This is a genomic window from Pseudomonas sp. P4_B4 (genome assembly GCF_056402255.1).
Genome location: NZ_JBFUHS010000033.1, coordinates 1 through 16,599, shown reverse-complemented (window position 1 = coordinate 16,599; position 16,599 = coordinate 1). Strand labels below are relative to the sequence as shown.

Below are 16,599 nucleotides of genomic sequence, written 5' to 3'. Positions count from 1 at the left end.
CCGACCGGGGGTTTTGTTTTTTCAGCCCCAACACTTTTAGCGACACACCAGACATTCAGAGGATTCAGAACATGAACTACGCCACTTATTACCGTTACGACAGTTTTACCGCCTGGCGATTTACCACCCTCCGCTCGGGACAGCCTGCCGCCTCCGATCGGTCACCCACAGGTGGCAAGCACACACACGCAGCCAATTTGGCCAATTGTCGAACACCCCAGTAGGGCCGAGCGCGCGGGCACGAACCCGCCACCAGCCCAGGAAGCCTTGAATATGAACTCGTCCGTCTCTGCACTGCCGCTGTCCACTTTGAGCCCTGCCAATGAAGCGCTGACCCTGCGTCTGCCCAGCTCATTGCAACTCAAACAGCAATTGCCCCTCAGCAACGCCCTGTCCCGGCAAGTCACCGCCCACCGCCAGGCGGTTCGCGCGATCCTCAACGGTGAAGATTCCCGTCTGCTGATCATCGTCGGCCCATGCTCGATACACGATCCGAAATCAGCCCTCGAATACGCTGGCAACCTTGCCCGCCTCGCCGCCGAAGTCAGCGACGAAATGCTGCTGGTGATGCGCGCCTACGTCGAAAAACCCCGTACCACGGTTGGCTGGAAAGGCCTGGCCTACGACCCGCACCTGGATGGCAGCGATGATATGGCCGCCGGCCTGACACTGTCCCGCGAGCTGATGTGCGAAATGCTCCGTCTGGGTCTTCCTGTTGCCACTGAACTGTTGCAACCAATGGCAGCCGGCTACTTCGACGATCTGTTGAGCTGGGTAGCGATTGGCGCCCGGACCACGGAGTCGCAGATCCATCGGGAAATGGCCAGCGGCCTGGGGATGCCGGTCGGTTTCAAGAACGGAACTGACGGCGGTGTCGGTGTCGCCAGCGACGCCATGCGTTCCGCCGCCCATCCCCATCGCCATTTCGGTGTCGATAGCCAAGGACATCCGGCGATCATTCAAACCCCGGGCAATGCGGACACCCACCTGGTATTGCGCGGCGGCCATCGCGGGCCGAACTACGACAGCGCCAGCGTCGCCCAGGTAAACAGCGACCTGACCAGGCTCAAAATTCCGGCTCGAATCATGGTCGATTGCAGTCACGCCAATAGCGGCAAAGACCCGTTGCGCCAGCCAGCCGTGTTCAAGGATGTACTTGAACAACGCCTGCAAGGTGATCGTTCGCTGATCGGCATGATGATCGAGAGCCATTTGTTCGAAGGCTGCCAGCCGTTGAGCTCGTCATTGCAATACGGTGTGTCAGTGACCGATGGTTGCCTCGGCTGGGCCGGGACAGAACAGCTGCTGCTTGAAGCGGCAGATCGGTTGCGCGCGTCAAACAACGCCCAATAATCAGCAGCATCCGTCCGCCCTCCGGCCTTCATGCGGAGACTGGAGGGCAAATGGCAATCAATGCCCCATCAGGGACTGCACCTGAACCGGCGTCACCCCGGATTGCTGGAGTGTGCCGTCACGGCGCTCGACTGAATAGGAAACACGGATCGCAGAATCTCGATGTTCCCTCCAGAAGCGATAGGGAACGATGAATACCAATGGCTCGCCGGCGGTGTCTCCGGTTACTTCGCGGTCGTCATGGTGATTGAATTTCTCCCCGTCGCATTCCAGGCAAACCAGATCCCCTTTTTCAGCCCTGGCGTTTTCGATGACGACGGTCACGCCATCCTGCGCATCATGCAGATCCACCCAACCTTCGTCGGCTTCCAACACAGTGGGTGCTGGCAATGGTCCCCGCTCCATGCTGCCAATCATCAGTGTCGTTAGTTCAGAGTAACGAGGACCATGTCCTGCTTGCTTGACGCAATAATCGACGGAAATGGAGGAACCCAGATTGGGCGCAATGCACTCCGGGCTGACCCAAAACGACAGTTCGCCCCCCACAGAAAAGGACTCGACCTTGAGTGCATCACTGAAACTTCCTTCGACCGAAACGCCCGCCCAGGTCAGCAACACCCAGTCGCCCGCCGCCATTCGCGCATAGGGTTTGATCGTAACGATCGCCCCTTCTTTCACCCGATCCGGATCAAGCGTTCTACCCACCGCATCGTTCACCGTCGCAGGCAACAGGTCGGATTGCACATCACCGACACTCAGCTGCAATCGATGGGAATGCACGGGCTCGGCAAAGCGGGTGCTCGTGAGTGAGTAACTGATTTCGAGTGAACCACCGTCAAGCGCCGCGATGTGTGCGCTACCCACGGCAAAGATTATCTCCTCGCCGACCCGATCCTCACTGACAAAACGCGCCACCTGATGATTGCAGGCGAGGCCATCGGCATCCAGACCCGCCCAATTCAACAGCAATTTGTCGCCGCAGGTCATGTCTGGATAAGGCTGGACCCTGATGACGGCTTTTTTGTCAGAGGGACTCAGAACGCTGTTTTGCGCCTGCTCAAGTATGGGAGGTGGTAATGGTTGCTGCGCGAGATTCAAGGTATCGGGTTCATAAACAGTCATTCATTCGCTCCAGTCCTTGGAATAAACACCGAACGGGTGGCCGGCTTTGGATGACGCCTATTTAATCTCACGGCAAACAGCCGTGATGTCGGCCACTTACTCCGGCTCGCGCGGAAAATCGATACACACGAAGTAGGTCTTTGTTCAGCAGCAAGCTGATTGCCGTGAAAAGTCCTCAATCTGTTCCGATTAAGGCCTCAGCCACTCTTGAGTATTCGCACCTGTTCTATTCCGTTATCCGCAAGCATCGGCGGACTTTTCATACACCGCGCCAACCTCGAGTGTTTTAGAGTGAAGTGCCATGCAGTCCCAACGAATTACTGTGCAAAGGTATGAACATGCAAAGGAATGCAAGCACTTGTTACCCAATACTGCTGGTCCATGGCCTTTTCGGCTTCGATAGAATCGGCAAGTTCGAGCTCTTTCACGACATCAGGCAGGCGCTGAGGAACGCCGGAGCAAGGGTGTTCGTTCCCCACCTGTCGGCCACCCACGACAACGAAGCACGCGGTGGCCAATTGCTCTCGCAGATCGAGCGGGTACTGGAAGGAACCGGTGCACGCAAAGTCAACCTCATAGGCCATAGCCAGGGCGCACTGACCGCACGTTATGCCGCAGCGATTGCGCCGCACAGTGTGGCGTCGGTGACCTCCGTCAGCGGGCCGAACCATGGCTCGGAACTCGCCGATTTCCTGCGCAAGGCATTGATACCAGGCTGCCTGCCGGAACAGGTGGCCGAGACGGTGGTGACCCTGTTCGCCGACTTCCTCGCGACATTAAGCGACAATCAGTACCAACCGAAGAACGCCATTGTGGCGCTCAATGCACTGACCACCGAAGGCGTAGGCGCATTCAACGACAAATACCCGCAAGGGCTGCCCACCACCTGGGGTGGCAAGGGGCGTGAACGGGTCAACGGTGTTCGTTACTACTCGTGGAGCGGCGTGCTGCCGTTGAATGTTCTCGAGGCCAGGCTCAATGCGTTCGATCCGCTCAACGCCTTCTGCCGAGCCCTTTCCGGTTATTTCGTCACGGAAAGCGAGCAGAACGACGGGTTGGTCGGTCGCTTCAGCTCCCATCTGGGCACGGTTATCCGTTCCGACTATGCGCTGGATCATCTGGATACCATTGGCCAACCGACCGGTCAGTTGCGCACAGGCGTCGATCCGATTGAGCTGTATGTTCAGCATGCCGAGCGTTTGAGAGACGCCGGCCTTTGAGGTACTACCTGCCGTGGATCCCGCGTGGAACGGAACTTTGAGGAGAAATAGCTCACTGAATCCGGTAGGCTCAGCACTTTATCGAGTATTGAAAGGAGTATTTTCCCATGGCTAAAGCCACTGCCCGTCACATCCTTGTTGCCTCCGAAGCCAAGTGCAACGAACTCAAGGCCCAAATCGAGGCTGGCGCCGATTTCGCCGAAGTTGCCAAGGCAAACTCCACCTGCCCTTCCAGCCGCCAGGGCGGTGACCTGGGTTCGTTTGGTCCGGGCCAGATGGTCAAGGAATTTGACACCGTGGTCTTCAGCGCACCGCTCAACGTGGTCCAGGGCCCGGTCAAGACCCAGTTCGGTTTCCACCTGCTGGAAGTGACCAGCCGTCAGGACTGATCGACGCTTGAGCTATTCACGCAACGGCCCGCCTTTTGGTGGGCCGTTGTGTTTGCGATGCGTAATACGGCTGGCGAGGGACGCGCCGCTAGCGTACAAATTGTCGTTAACGACCACCCGGCTCCAAGGCTGACAATGCGACTGGCTTTCCCTACCTTGTTGTTCACTGCCGTGGCCCTGCTGATGGGTGCCGCGGGTGTGAATGCGGCACCGCAACCGGCAATGACCGTGTACGGCGAACCGGCGAAATACCCTGCCGGCTTCAGTCATTTCGCCTACACCAACCCGCAGGCCCCCAAAGGCGGCACGATGCGGCGCTCGGCGATCGAAATCGGTCAGTTCGACCATGTTTTGCCTTACATCGACAAAGGCATCGGCGTCACACAGATCGACGGTTTGCTCTATTCACCACTGGCCCAACGCTCGCTGGACGAGCCTTACACCGTGTACGGTCTGGTGGCAGAGAAGATGGAGCGCTCCGAGGACGGCCTGTCCCTGCGCTTTTACCTCAACCCCAAGGCGCGTTTTGCCGATGGCAAACCGATTACCGCCGAAGACGTGCGTTACACCTTCGACCTGCTGATGACCCAGGGCAGCCTGCGTTACCGTACCCAGTTCGCCGACGTCAAAAGCGTCGAAGTGGAATCGCCACTGACCGTACGCTTTGATTTCAAGAACAACGAAAATCGCACCCTGCCCCTGGATATCGCGACCTTGCCGGTGTTTCCCGAACACTGGTGGAAGAGCCGCGATTTCGCCGGTGGCGGCGGCTATGAAGCGCCGCTGGGCAGCGGTCCCTATAAAGTCAGCAAGATCGATTCCGGACGCAGCATCACCTTCGAGCGCAATCCCGATTGGTGGGGCAAGGATCTGCCGGTCAGCCGTGGCCTGTACAACTTCGATCATTTCAGCATCGAGTACTTCGGCGATACCGACGTGGCGCGCCAGGTCCTGCGCGGCGGCGCCTTTGACTACAACCGCGAATTTTCCGCCACCGGCTATTCCATCGGCTACGACAGCCCGGCCCTGAGCGACGGTCGCCTGCAAAAGGCTCACCTCGCCACAGAGGCACCGCAGCCGGCCCAGGGTTTTGTGTTCAATCTGCAAAAGCCCATGTTCCAGGACCGTCGCGTGCGCCAGGCGCTGGTGATGTTGTGGGACTTCGAGTGGAGCAACCGGCAGATGATGCGTGACATGTACATCCGCCAGCAGAGCTTTTTTTCCAATACCGATCTCGCGGCCCGGCAACTGCCGGATGCCGGTGAGCTGGCGATTCTCGAACCGCTGCGCGGGCAGGTTCCCGACGAAGTCTTCACCCAGGTGTTCGAAGCGCCGAAGACCGATGGCAGCGGCGTGATTCGCGACAAGCAGCTGCAAGCCCTGGACTTGCTCGAACAGGCCGGCTGGAAACCCGATGGCGACCAACTGGTCAATGCCGACGGCGAGCCGCTGAGTTTCACCTTCCTGGTCAGTCAGAACGGCATGGACCGCCTGCTGCTGCCCTATAAACGCACCTTGAAACAGATTGGCATCGACCTGAACATCCGCCGCATCGACTCGTCCCAATACGTCAATCGCCTGATGAGCCGCGACTACGACATGATCGTCACCGGCTACCCGGTTACCACTTCTCCGGGAAACGAACTGCTTAACTATTTTGGTTCAGCGGCGGCCACCGATCCTGGCTCCAACAACTACATGGTGTTGAAGAACCCGGCCGTGGACACCCTGATCACCGGGCTGATCCGCGCCAATACCCAAGCTGACATGCTGCACTACGCCCATGCCCTGGACCGGGTGCTGCAATGGAATTACTACTGGATTCCCAACTATTACCCGCCGGGCACCTCGACGGTGTGGTGGAACCGCTTTGGCATCCCGAACGTACAAGCGAGCAATGACGAAGCCATCGAGAGCTGGTGGGAGATGAGCACCACGCCATTGACCAACCAACAGATGACGGCCGAGCGTATCAGCCGTGGCAAACCCGGAGGGCCGCACTGATGTGGGCTTACATATTGCGGCGCCTGCTGCTGATCATTCCGACGCTGGTGATCATTCTCCTGGTCAACTTTGTCATCGTCCAGGTGGCGCCAGGCGGGCCGGTCGAACAGGCCATCGCGCACCTGCAAGGCATTGGCGGCGCCGCGGTTGGCGGTGGTTCCGGCGAAGCCATGAGCGGCAAGTCCCGGGCCAGTCGCGGGCTTGATCCGCAGCTGATCAAGGACATTGAAAAACAATACGGCTTCGACAAACCGGCACACGAACGCCTCTGGCTGATGCTCACCAGCTACGCGCGCCTGGACTTCGGCAAGAGTTTCTTCCGCGGCGCCACCGTCACCGACCTGATCCTCGAAAAAATGCCCGTGACCATTTCCCTCGGGCTCTGGGCGACGCTGATCACCTACCTGGTGTCGATTCCCCTGGGCATCCGCAAGGCCGTGCACCATGGCAGCCATTTCGACATCTGGAGCAGTACCGCGATCATCATCGGCTATGCCATGCCGGCGTTCCTGTTTGCGATGTTCCTGATCGTGGTCTTTGCCGGTGGCACTTCGCTGAACTGGTTTCCGGTTCGCGGGTTGGTCTCGGACAACTTCGAATCGCTGTCGACCCTTGGCAAGGTTGCCGACTACTTCTGGCATCTGGTGTTGCCGGTGACCTCCCTGGTGATCGGTGGCTTCGCCACGCTGACCATCCTGACCAAGAACTCGTTCCTCAATGAAATCACCCGCCAGTACGTGGTCACTGCCCGGGCCAAGGGCTTGAGTGAACGACGGGTGCTGTATGGGCACGTGTTCCGCAACGCCATGCTGCTGGTGGTGTCGGGCATTCCCCAGGCATTCATCAGCGTATTTTTTGCCGGCTCGCTGCTGATCGAGGTGATCTTCTCCCTCGACGGCCTGGGCCGCATGAGCTACGAAGCGGCGGTATCCCGGGACTATCCGGTGGTGTTCGGCTCGCTGTTCATCTTCACCCTGTTTGGCCTTCTGATAAAACTGGTCGGCGACCTCTGCTACACCCTGGTCGACCCGCGTATCGACTTCGCCGCGAGGAACGCCTGATGCTCAAGCTTTCACCGCTGGCCCGTCGCCGCTTCGAGCGTTTCAAGAAAAACCGTCGGGGCTGGTGGTCGCTCTGGCTGTTTGTCGGCCTGTTCGCAATGACCCTTGGCGGAGAACTGATCGCCAACGACAAACCGCTGATGGTCAGCTATCAGGGCCAGTGGTACTTCCCGGTCTTCAAACGCCACACCGAACAGGCGTTCGGCGGGCAACTGCCGTTCCAGGCCGACTACCGCAGCGACTACGTGCAGCAACTGATCAAGAAGGATGGCGGCTGGTTGCTGTTTCCGCCGATTCCGTTCAGTGACGACACACCCAACTACGACCTGAACACACCCGCCCCCAGCCCGCCCACCAGCGTCAACTGGCTGGGCACCGACGACCAGGCACGGGACGTCCTGGCCCGAGTGATCTTCGGTGCCCGGGTATCGATCCTGTTTGCCTTGATGCTGACCTTTGTCAGCGCCCTGATCGGCATCGCGGCCGGAGCCCTGCAAGGCTATTACGGCGGCTGGGTGGATTTGCTCGGCCAGCGTCTGCTGGAGGTGTGGTCCGGGTTGCCGGTGCTGTACCTGCTGATCATCCTGTCGGGCTTCGTCGAGCCGAATTTCTGGTGGCTGCTGGGGATCATGGCGCTGTTTTCATGGCTGGCTCTGGTGGACGTGGTGCGGGCCGAGTTCCTGCGCGGGCGCAACCTGGAATACGTCAAGGCCGCGCGCGCGCTGGGCCTGACCGACCGCAAGGTCATCGTGCGGCACATTCTGCCCAACGCCATGAACGCGACCTTGAGCTACTTGCCGTTCATTCTCACCGGGGCGATTTCCACCCTGACGGCGCTGGACTTCCTCGGCTTCGGCATGCCTGCGGGCAGCGCTTCCCTGGGCGAACTGATCGGCCAGGGCAAGCAGAACCTGCAAGCGCCGTGGTTGGGGCTGACGGCGTTCTTTACCCTGGCGCTGATTCTTTCTTTACTGGTGTTCATTGGCGAAGCGCTGCGCGACGCTTTTGATCCGCGCTCTTGATTCGGAATGTAGAGATGACCAACCTGATCGAAATCCGTGACCTCAGCGTGGCCTTCAGCGGCCAGACCGTGGTGCGCAATCTGTGCCTGGACATCCGCCCTGGCGAATGCCTGGCGTTGGTGGGCGAATCGGGCTCGGGCAAGTCGGTGACGGCCCACTCGATCCTGCAACTGCTGCCGCATACCGATACCGAGACGACGGGCAGCATCCGCTATCGCGGCCAGGAACTGGTGGGCGCCGATGCCGGCAAGTTGCGACAACTGCGCGGCAATCGCATCGCGATGATCTTCCAGGAGCCGATGACCTCCCTCAACCCGCTGCACAGCATCGAAAAACAGATCGGTGAAACCTTGCTGGTGCACAAAGGCCTGGCGGGCAAAGCGGCGCAAGTGCGAATTCTCGAATTGCTGCACCTGGTAGGCATCCAGAAACCCGAGGAACGCCTCAAGGCCTATCCCCATCAATTGTCCGGCGGGCAGCGCCAGCGGGTAATGATCGCCATGGCCCTGGCGTGCGAACCGGAACTGCTGATTGCCGACGAACCGACCACCGCGCTGGATGTGACGGTGCAGCGCAAGATCCTGCTGCTGCTCAAGTCCCTGCAACAGCGGCTGGGCATGTCGCTGCTGCTGATCAGCCATGACCTCAATCTGGTGCGCAGTATCGCCCAGCGCGTGTGCGTGATGAAGGCCGGGGAAATTGTCGAGCAGGCGCCTTGCGAAGTCCTGTTCACCGAACCGAAGCACCCTTACAGCTGCGTATTGCTGCACGCCGAACCCGAGGGCGAAGCCTTGCCCCGGGACGAGCGCGAAAACGTACTGGAGGTGGACAACCTGCAGGTGCGGTTTCCCGTCGGTGGCGGCCTGTTTCAGCGCAAGACCTGGCTGCGGGCCGTCGATGGCATCAGCCTGAACATTCAACGCGGCAAGACCCTGGGCATCGTCGGCGAATCCGGTTCCGGCAAGTCTACCCTTGGTCAGGCAATCCTGCGCTTGCTCGACTCCGAAGGCGGTATTCGCTTTCAAGGCCAGGCGCTGGACGGCCTGACGCAAAAACAGCTACGACCGTGGCGCAAGAAGATGCAGGTGGTGTTCCAGGACCCCTTCGGCAGCCTCAGCCCGCGAATGTCGGTCGCGCAGATCATCAGCGAAGGCCTGGAAGTGCACAGCCAGTTGAGCACTGAAGAATGCAACGCCGAAGTGATCCGGGCACTGAGCGAAGTCGGCCTTGACCCCCGAAGTCGCCATCGCTATCCCCATGAGTTCTCCGGTGGCCAGCGTCAGCGCATCGCCATCGCCCGTGCGCTGGTGCTGAAGCCGGCGTTGATCCTGCTCGACGAACCGACCTCGGCGCTGGACCGCACGGTGCAGAAACAAGTGGTCGCCCTGCTCCGCCAGCTTCAGGAAAAATACGGACTGACCTATCTGTTCATCAGCCATGACCTGGCAGTGGTGCGCGCCCTGGCCCACGACATGATCGTGATCAAGGACGGCAAAGTGGTGGAACGCGGCGCCAGCCATGAGGTGTTTGACTCACCGCAGCATCCGTACACCAAGGAGCTGTTGGCGGCGGCGATGTTGGGGCAGGCATAATCTGGCCGTCAGACCGCATCGCGGCCTTCGCGAGCAGGCTCGCTCCCACAGTTGATCTGTGTCGTACACAAATCCCCTGTGGGAGCGAGCCTGCTCGCGAAGAGGCCGGCACAGGCAAAACATAATCAGGATCAGCCCCCATGAACACCACCGAAAGCCTCAAGGACTACCAGCGCGTTCGCTTGCTGGCGATCCGTTCGTTGTTCGAAATCATCGAGCAATCGAGTGAAGGCACGGTGATTGTCGACCGCGATGCCAACATCGTCTGGATGAATGAACGCTATGCCCGGCGCTTTGGCCTCCAATCGGCGCAAGGCGCGATCGGCAAGCCCTGCGAAAGCGTGATCCCCGGCAGCCTGCTGCGTGAGGTGGTGCGCACCGGCCGGCCGATTTTGCTGGATATGCAAGACACCCCCAAAGAGCCGCTGGTGGTCATGCGCCTGCCGATTCACGACGATGCCGGCATGGTGATCGGCGCCATCGGTTTCGCCCTGTTCGACGAATTGCGCAGCCTGTCGCCGATGCTCAAGCGCTACATGAGCATGCAGGAAGAACTGGCCTCCACCCGCTCGCTGCTGCGCGCGCGGCAGACCAAATACAACTTCGCCCACTTCATCGGCACCAGCGCCGCCAGCCTGGAAGTCAAACGCCGTGCCCGGCGCAGTGCGAGCACCGAATCGCCGGTATTGCTGCTCGGCGAAACCGGCACCGGCAAGGAATTGCTGGCCCAGGCGATCCACAATGCCTCGCCCCGCGCGCACAAGGCGTTTGTCAGCATCAACAGCGCGGCGATTCCCGAATCGCTGCTAGAGGCCGAATTCTTCGGCACCGCCCCCGGCGCGTTTACCGGAGCCGACCGCAAGGGCCGCGCTGGAAAATTGCAGATCGCCCAGGGCGGCACGCTGTTCCTCGACGAAATCGGCGACATGCCGCTGCCCCTGCAAAGCAAACTGCTACGGGTGTTGCAGGAAAAGGAATTCGAGCCGGTGGGCTCCAACGAAGTGATCCAGAGTGATGTGCGGGTGATCGCCGCGACCTCTACGGACCTGGAAGCAGCCATCAAGCGTGGCGAATTTCGCGCCGACTTGTATTACCGGCTCAATGTGCTGCCGATCCAGGTTCCGCCCCTGCGCGACCGCCTGGATGACGTGCCGGCGCTCAGTGAAGCGATTCTTGAGGAACTGCGCAGCCAGCATGAACTGCACCATGAAGCCCTGGAACTGTTGGGCCAACACGCCTGGCCGGGGAACATCCGGGAGCTGCGCAATGTGCTGGAGCGGGCCGCGTTGCTCAGTGATGACTTGCACCTGACTACAGCGGATATCCGCGCGGCTATTGGTACGTTCACGCCGGTGGAACGCGTGGCGCCCCTGGCCATTGAACCGATTGCCCATGAGACGTTCAGTGCGGCGCGGGAGCGATTTGACCGGCAGCTGATCGAAACGACCCTCGCGCAATGCGAGGGCAAGGTGATTGAAGCAGCAGCACGATTGGGTCTTGGGCGGTCGACGTTGTACAAGAAGATGGTGGCGCTGGGGATTGCCTAGTCTCCATAAAGAGACATGCATCTCCATTGTTAGACAGGCCATCGCGAGCAGGCTCGCTCCCACAGGGAGACGGAGTAGTTCGGGAGAACACGGTCTACTGTGTGCGAGCCTGCTCGCGATGAGGCCAGCACTATCGCGAGAAGTCTCCGATTAGAGACAAAGCATTCGAATCCAGCCCACAAAAGCCAAATATATCCTTATATTTCAACAACTTAATAAAATGGCACAAAACTCGCTATACGCCCCTCCTACCAGGTTTCACCCAACAAAAATAACAACCCAGGAGACACACCATGAGTGTGATCATTGCCTTGGCAGCTCTCGCGCTGCTGATGCTGGCTGCCTACCGTGGCTACAGCGTTATCCTTTTTGCCCCGATTGCCGCCCTCGGCGCTGTCCTGCTGACTGACCCGTCTGCCGTCGCCCCTGCTTTCACCGGGGTGTTCATGGAAAAAATGGTCGGCTTCATCAAACTGTATTTCCCGGTGTTCCTGCTCGGCGCGGTGTTCGGCAAGCTGATCGAACTGTCCGGTTTCTCGCGCTCCATCGTCGCGGCGGCGATTCGCCTGCTCGGCACCCGCCAGGCAATGCTGGTGATCGTGCTGGTCTGCGCCCTGCTGACCTACGGCGGCGTATCGTTGTTTGTGGTGGTGTTCGCGGTCTATCCGTTTGCCGCTGAAATGTTCCGCCAGAGCAACATCCCCAAGCGGCTGATCCCGGCGACCATTGCCCTGGGCGCCTTCTCGTTCACCATGGACGCCCTGCCCGGCACGCCACAAATCCAGAACATCATCCCCAGCACCTTCTTCAACACCACCGCCTGGGCGGCGCCGTGGCTGGGTGTGATCGGCACGATCTTCGTGTTCTGCGCCGGCATGCTGTTTCTCCAGCGCCAGCGCAGCAAGGCCCAGCGCTCCGGTGAAGGCTATGGTTCGGACCTGCGCAATGAGCCGGAAACCGCCGCCGACCTCAAGCTGCCCAACCCGTGGCTGGCGCTGTCGCCACTGCTGGCGGTGGGCATCATGAACCTTTTGTTCACCCAGTGGATTCCGCAGGTGTACGGCAAGACCCACAGTCTGGCGCTGCCGGGCATGGCTGCGCCGGTGACCACGGAAATCGCCAAGCTTACGGCGATCTGGGCCGTACAGGCAGCCTTGCTGGTCGGCATCCTCATGGTGCTGGTGTTCGGCTACAAGGCGATCAGCCGCAAGCTTGCCGAAGGCAGTAAAAGTGCGGTCAGCGGTGCCTTGCTGGCGGCAATGAACACGGCCTCGGAATACGGTTTCGGCGCGGTGATCGCGTCCCTGCCAGGTTTCCTGGTACTGGCCGACTGGCTCAAGAGCATTCCCAACCCACTGGTCAACGAAGCGATTACCGTGACCCTGCTGGCCGGCATCACCGGCTCCGCCTCGGGCGGCATGAGCATCGCGCTGGCGGCGATGTCCGAGCAGTTCATCAGCGCCGCCCATGCGGCGAACATTCCGCTGGAAGTGCTGCACCGGGTCGCCGCGATGGCCAGCGGTGGCATGGACACCCTGCCGCACAACGGCGCGGTGATTACCCTGCTGGCGGTCACCGGCCTGACCCACCGCGAGGCTTACAAAGACATTTTCTGTATTACGCTGATCAAGACCCTGGCGGTTTTCGTGGTGATCGGCACCTTCTACGCCACTGGCATTGTGTGAGGTATTCATGACGACTCTTTCGGGCAAGACCGCACTGGTCACCGGTTCCACCAGCGGCATCGGTCTGGGGATCGCCCTCAGCCTGGCCAGGGCCGGGGCCAACCTAGTCCTCAACGGCTTCGGCGATGCGTCCAAGGTGATTGCCGAAGTAGAACAATTTGGCGGCAAGGTCGGCCACCATCCGGCCGATGTCAGCGACCCTGCGCAGATTGCCGACATGATTGACTACGCCGAGCATGAATTTGGCGGCGTCGATATTCTGGTCAACAACGCCGGCATCCAGCATGTGGCGCCGGTGGACGAGTTCCCGGTGGAGCGCTGGGATTCGATAATTGCGATCAACCTGTCGTCGGTGTTCCACAGCACCCGTTTGAGCCTGCCGGGAATGCGCGCCAAGGGTTGGGGCCGGGTGATCAACATTGCCTCGGTGCATGGACTGGTCGGTTCGGTGGGCAAGTCAGCCTATGTCGCCGCCAAGCACGGGGTGATCGGCTTGACCAAAGTGGTCGCGCTGGAAACCGCGACCACCCAGGTCACCTGCAACGCGATTTGCCCAGGCTGGGTATTGACGCCGCTGGTGCAGAAGCAGATTGATGATCGTGCCGCCCGTGGGGTTGACCCGCAGCAGGCGCAACATGATCTGCTCGCTGAGAAGCAGCCATCGCTGGAGTTCGTGACACCGCCGCAACTGGGTGAACTGGTGCTGTTTTTGTGCAGCGATGCTGGCAGCCAGGTGCGGGGCGCGGCGTGGAATGTTGATGGTGGGTGGTTGGCGCAGTGATCATCTGCTAGACCGCGTTATCGTTCATCGCGAGCAGGCTCGCTCCCACAGGCTCTGTGGTGTCTGTGGGAGCGAGCCAGCTCGCGATCGAGTGCGCAGCACTCGCCAACAAAAAGAGGCAAACCATGTCCGACATCCTCTGGCAACCCGACGCCAAACGCCTTGGCAAGACCCGCATGGAGGCCTTTCGGCGCTTCATCAATCAGCGACACCACCTCAAGATCGACGACTACCCGGCCCTGCACCAGTGGTCCATCGATCAACGCCCGGAATTCTGGCAGGCCATTGTCGATTTCTTCGACATCCGCTTCCACGAGCAACCCGACGCCGTGCTGCTCGAAGGCCCGCAGATGCCCAGCGCCCAGTGGTTCCCCGGCGCAACGCTGAACTTTGCCGAACATCTGCTACAGCGTCGCGATGATGCGATCGCCGTGATAGCCGTCGGCGAAAACGGTCAGCGTGAACATTTGACCTGGGCCGAACTGGCCGAACAGGTCGCCGGTTTTCAGAATGGCTTGATCGCTGCTGGCGTCGGTGTGGGTGACCGGGTCGCCGCCTGCATGCCCAACACCTGGCAAACCCTGGTGGCCATGCTCGCCACCACCAGCCTTGGCGCAATCTGGTCCTGCTCCTCACCGGACTTCGGCACCCAAGGGGTGGTTGACCGTTTCGGCCAGATCGAACCGAAAGTGCTGGTGACCTGTGCCGGCTACCGCTATGCCGGCAAAGAGATCGACCAGACCGCCAAGGTCAACGAAATCCTCGAACGCCTGCCGTCATTGCAGCAGTTGATCATCGTGCCTTACGCCCGGCCACAGGCGCACATAGAAGAATTCCGCACCCAGGCCAACGTGACGCTGTGGGACGACTTCTACACGCCCGGAGGCGAGCCGGATTTCGTCCCTGTGCCCTTCGCCCATCCGCTGTACATCCTCTATTCCAGCGGCACCACCGGCGTGCCCAAATGCATCATCCACAGCACCGGCGGCGTGTTGCTGCAACATGTCAAGGAACACGGCCTGCATGGCGATCTCGGCCCCGGTGAACGGCTGTTCTACTACACCACCTGCGGCTGGATGATGTGGAACTGGCTGGTGTCCGCGCTGGCGACAGGCAGCTCCGTGGTGCTGTACGACGGCTCACCGTTCCAGCCCGAGCCGCAACGCCTGATCGACCTGATCGACGACGAACGCATCAGCGTCTTCGGCACCAGCCCCAAATACCTCGCGACCCTGGAAAGCAGTGGTATCAAGCCGCGTGAAAGTCATGACCTGGGCAGCCTCAAGACGTTGCTCTGCACCGGCTCGGCACTGTCGCCGCAGAGTTACGACTACGTCTATCGCGACTTCAAGGCTGACGTGTGCCTGGCCTCGATGTCCGGCGGTACCGACATCGTCTCGTGCTTCGTCAACGGCAACCCGATGTCGCAGGTCAGGCGTGGCGAAATCATGGGCAAGAGCCTGGGCATGGCCGTCGAAGTGTGGAACGACGCCGGCCACCCAGTGATCGGTAAAAAAGGCGAGCTGGTCTGCACCCGACATTTCCCGGCGATGCCCATTGGCCTGTGGAACGATCCCGATGGCGAAAAACTGCGCGAATCCTATTTCAGCCTATTCCCCGGCGTCTGGGCCCAAGGTGATTACGCCGAACAACTGCCCCATGGCGGGATGATGATCCACGGTCGCTCCGATGCCGTGCTCAATCCCGGCGGCGTACGCATCGGCACGGCGGAAATCTATCGTCAGGTGGAAAAAATCCCCCAGGTACTCGACAGCGTGGCCATCGGTCAGCAGTGGCAAGATGACGTGCGGGTGGTGCTGTTCGTACGCTTGCGCGACGGGCTCGAACTGGACGAGACACTGCAACAGCAGATCCGCGAGACGATTCGCGCCAACACCACGCCGCGTCATGTGCCGGCGAAAATTGTCGCAGTGACGGACATCCCCCGGACCATCAGCGGCAAAGTCGTCGAGTTGGCAGTGCGCAATGTGGTGCATGGGCAGAAGGTGAAGAACACTGATGCACTGGCCAATCCCGAAGCGCTGGAACAGTACCGAAACAGGCCCGAACTCCTGGATTGAAAAAGGGTTACCTGTGCAAGAATAGACGCCTGCTAAATCGACTCAGGCGCAGGACTCCCAGATGAACGCAACACCAACCGCCAGCGATGCCCAGGCCTTGATCGCCCGAATCGACTGGGCAAGCAGCCCGTTGAGCGCGGCCAGGGTGTCGACAGAATGGCAGAGCCCAACAGCGAGAGCGCTGTAGCCAGCAACGCGAATTTGCGTAATGCCGGCGGGCGGCAGATACCCACACCCATGGCAGGCTCACTCATAGACCTTCCCCCATTATTATTGTTAGGTCGTTCAACCTTTCTGGGCGCCGCAAGGGTGCGTGTCTGGACCGGCTGTTTCAGAGCATAGTCCTGAAACCCGCAATCCAAAGCCCCTTCGGAAGCTGGCTTATCCTATCGGTGTTTTTGAAGGGCTGACATTCGACGGCACGTTATGATTTGTTAACCGGGGGGGATGGGGGGTTGTTCTGAATGGTTGGGTATCAGGTGGGGTGATTGCGGTTTTGGTGTTTGGTGTACATATCCGTTGCTGCGGTAACGGCCGCTATTGGTTCCGCCCTTACGGCGGGTCACTTTCGAAAAGCGCGAAAGTAACCAAAGCGCTTTGCCCCTTACATTCGGTGCCTCGCCTAGGCTCGGCATGCCCTCGCTCCGGTCCTGCTCCGTGGGCCCGCCGCCATCGGCCATCCATGGCCGGGGGCGGCTAACCCGGCATCCATGCCGGGTTGCCCACTGCGCAGAACCTCCAC

Annotated in this window: 13 protein-coding genes; 12 read left to right on the top strand and 1 reads right to left on the bottom strand. The window is 60.3% G+C overall.

From position 1 onward, the window contains the following. Positions 1–273 precede the first annotated feature (273 nt). The gene (locus AC1DVE_RS25615; protein ID WP_223531847.1) at positions 274–1,353 is read left to right on the top strand and encodes a 3-deoxy-7-phosphoheptulonate synthase; all 1,080 of its coding nucleotides are present in this window, start codon (positions 274–276) and stop codon (positions 1,351–1,353) included. 57 nt (positions 1,354–1,410) lie between these two features. Here AC1DVE_RS25615 and AC1DVE_RS25610 read toward each other — a convergent pair whose 3' ends face one another. Further along, positions 1,411–2,475 (bottom strand): hypothetical protein, encoded by a 1,065-nt coding sequence (locus AC1DVE_RS25610; protein WP_223461736.1) that lies wholly within the window; start codon positions 2,473–2,475, stop codon positions 1,411–1,413. A gap of 338 nt (positions 2,476–2,813) precedes the next feature. On the opposite strand from AC1DVE_RS25610, the gene AC1DVE_RS25605 reads away from it, so the two are divergent. The 11 genes from AC1DVE_RS25605 to AC1DVE_RS25555 all read left to right on the top strand — a co-directional run bounded on the left by AC1DVE_RS25605 (position 2,814) and on the right by AC1DVE_RS25555 (position 16,044). After that, on the top strand, positions 2,814–3,695 hold the full coding sequence (locus AC1DVE_RS25605) for an esterase/lipase family protein (RefSeq protein WP_223461734.1): 882 nt from the start codon (positions 2,814–2,816) through the stop codon (positions 3,693–3,695). A 107-nt stretch (positions 3,696–3,802) separates the two neighbouring features. Beyond that, the gene (locus tag AC1DVE_RS25600; RefSeq protein ID WP_008051985.1) at positions 3,803–4,084 is read left to right on the top strand and encodes a peptidylprolyl isomerase; all 282 of its coding nucleotides are present in this window, start codon (positions 3,803–3,805) and stop codon (positions 4,082–4,084) included. 135 nt (positions 4,085–4,219) lie between these two features. Continuing rightward, positions 4,220–6,088 (top strand): extracellular solute-binding protein, encoded by a 1,869-nt coding sequence (locus AC1DVE_RS25595; protein WP_223461733.1) that lies wholly within the window; start codon positions 4,220–4,222, stop codon positions 6,086–6,088. After that, positions 6,088–7,149 carry a microcin C ABC transporter permease YejB gene (locus AC1DVE_RS25590; protein ID WP_223461731.1) on the top strand — a complete coding sequence of 354 codons (1,062 nt, stop codon included), beginning with the start codon at positions 6,088–6,090 and terminating at the stop codon, positions 7,147–7,149. The genes AC1DVE_RS25595 and AC1DVE_RS25590 overlap by 1 nt, the downstream gene beginning before the upstream one ends. After that, positions 7,149–8,171 carry an ABC transporter permease gene (locus AC1DVE_RS25585; protein ID WP_223537451.1) on the top strand — a complete coding sequence of 341 codons (1,023 nt, stop codon included), beginning with the start codon at positions 7,149–7,151 and terminating at the stop codon, positions 8,169–8,171. The genes AC1DVE_RS25590 and AC1DVE_RS25585 overlap by 1 nt, the downstream gene beginning before the upstream one ends. Positions 8,172–8,185: 14 nt before the next feature. After that, positions 8,186–9,763 carry an ABC transporter ATP-binding protein gene (locus AC1DVE_RS25580; protein ID WP_223453509.1) on the top strand — a complete coding sequence of 526 codons (1,578 nt, stop codon included), beginning with the start codon at positions 8,186–8,188 and terminating at the stop codon, positions 9,761–9,763. 140 nt (positions 9,764–9,903) lie between these two features. Continuing rightward, on the top strand, positions 9,904–11,310 hold the full coding sequence (locus tag AC1DVE_RS25575; protein ID WP_223533790.1) for a sigma-54 interaction domain-containing protein: 1,407 nt from the start codon (positions 9,904–9,906) through the stop codon (positions 11,308–11,310). Between the two features lie 293 nt (positions 11,311–11,603). Beyond that, entirely contained in the window at positions 11,604–12,995 is a 1,392-nt protein-coding gene (locus AC1DVE_RS25570; RefSeq protein WP_223459506.1) for a GntP family permease, read from the top strand. Positions 12,996–13,002: 7 nt separating this feature from the next. After that, a complete protein-coding gene (gene hbdH, locus AC1DVE_RS25565) occupies positions 13,003–13,776 on the top strand; it encodes a 3-hydroxybutyrate dehydrogenase (RefSeq protein ID WP_223459504.1) in 774 nt (257 codons plus the stop codon). 125 nt (positions 13,777–13,901) lie between these two features. Continuing rightward, positions 13,902–15,857 carry an acetoacetate--CoA ligase gene (locus AC1DVE_RS25560; protein WP_223459502.1) on the top strand — a complete coding sequence of 652 codons (1,956 nt, stop codon included), beginning with the start codon at positions 13,902–13,904 and terminating at the stop codon, positions 15,855–15,857. Positions 15,858–15,918: 61 nt separating this feature from the next. After that, positions 15,919–16,044: a hypothetical protein gene (locus tag AC1DVE_RS25555; RefSeq protein WP_477784314.1), complete on the top strand. Its 126-nt coding sequence runs from the start codon at positions 15,919–15,921 to the stop codon at positions 16,042–16,044. Positions 16,045–16,599: the final 555 nt, after the last annotated feature.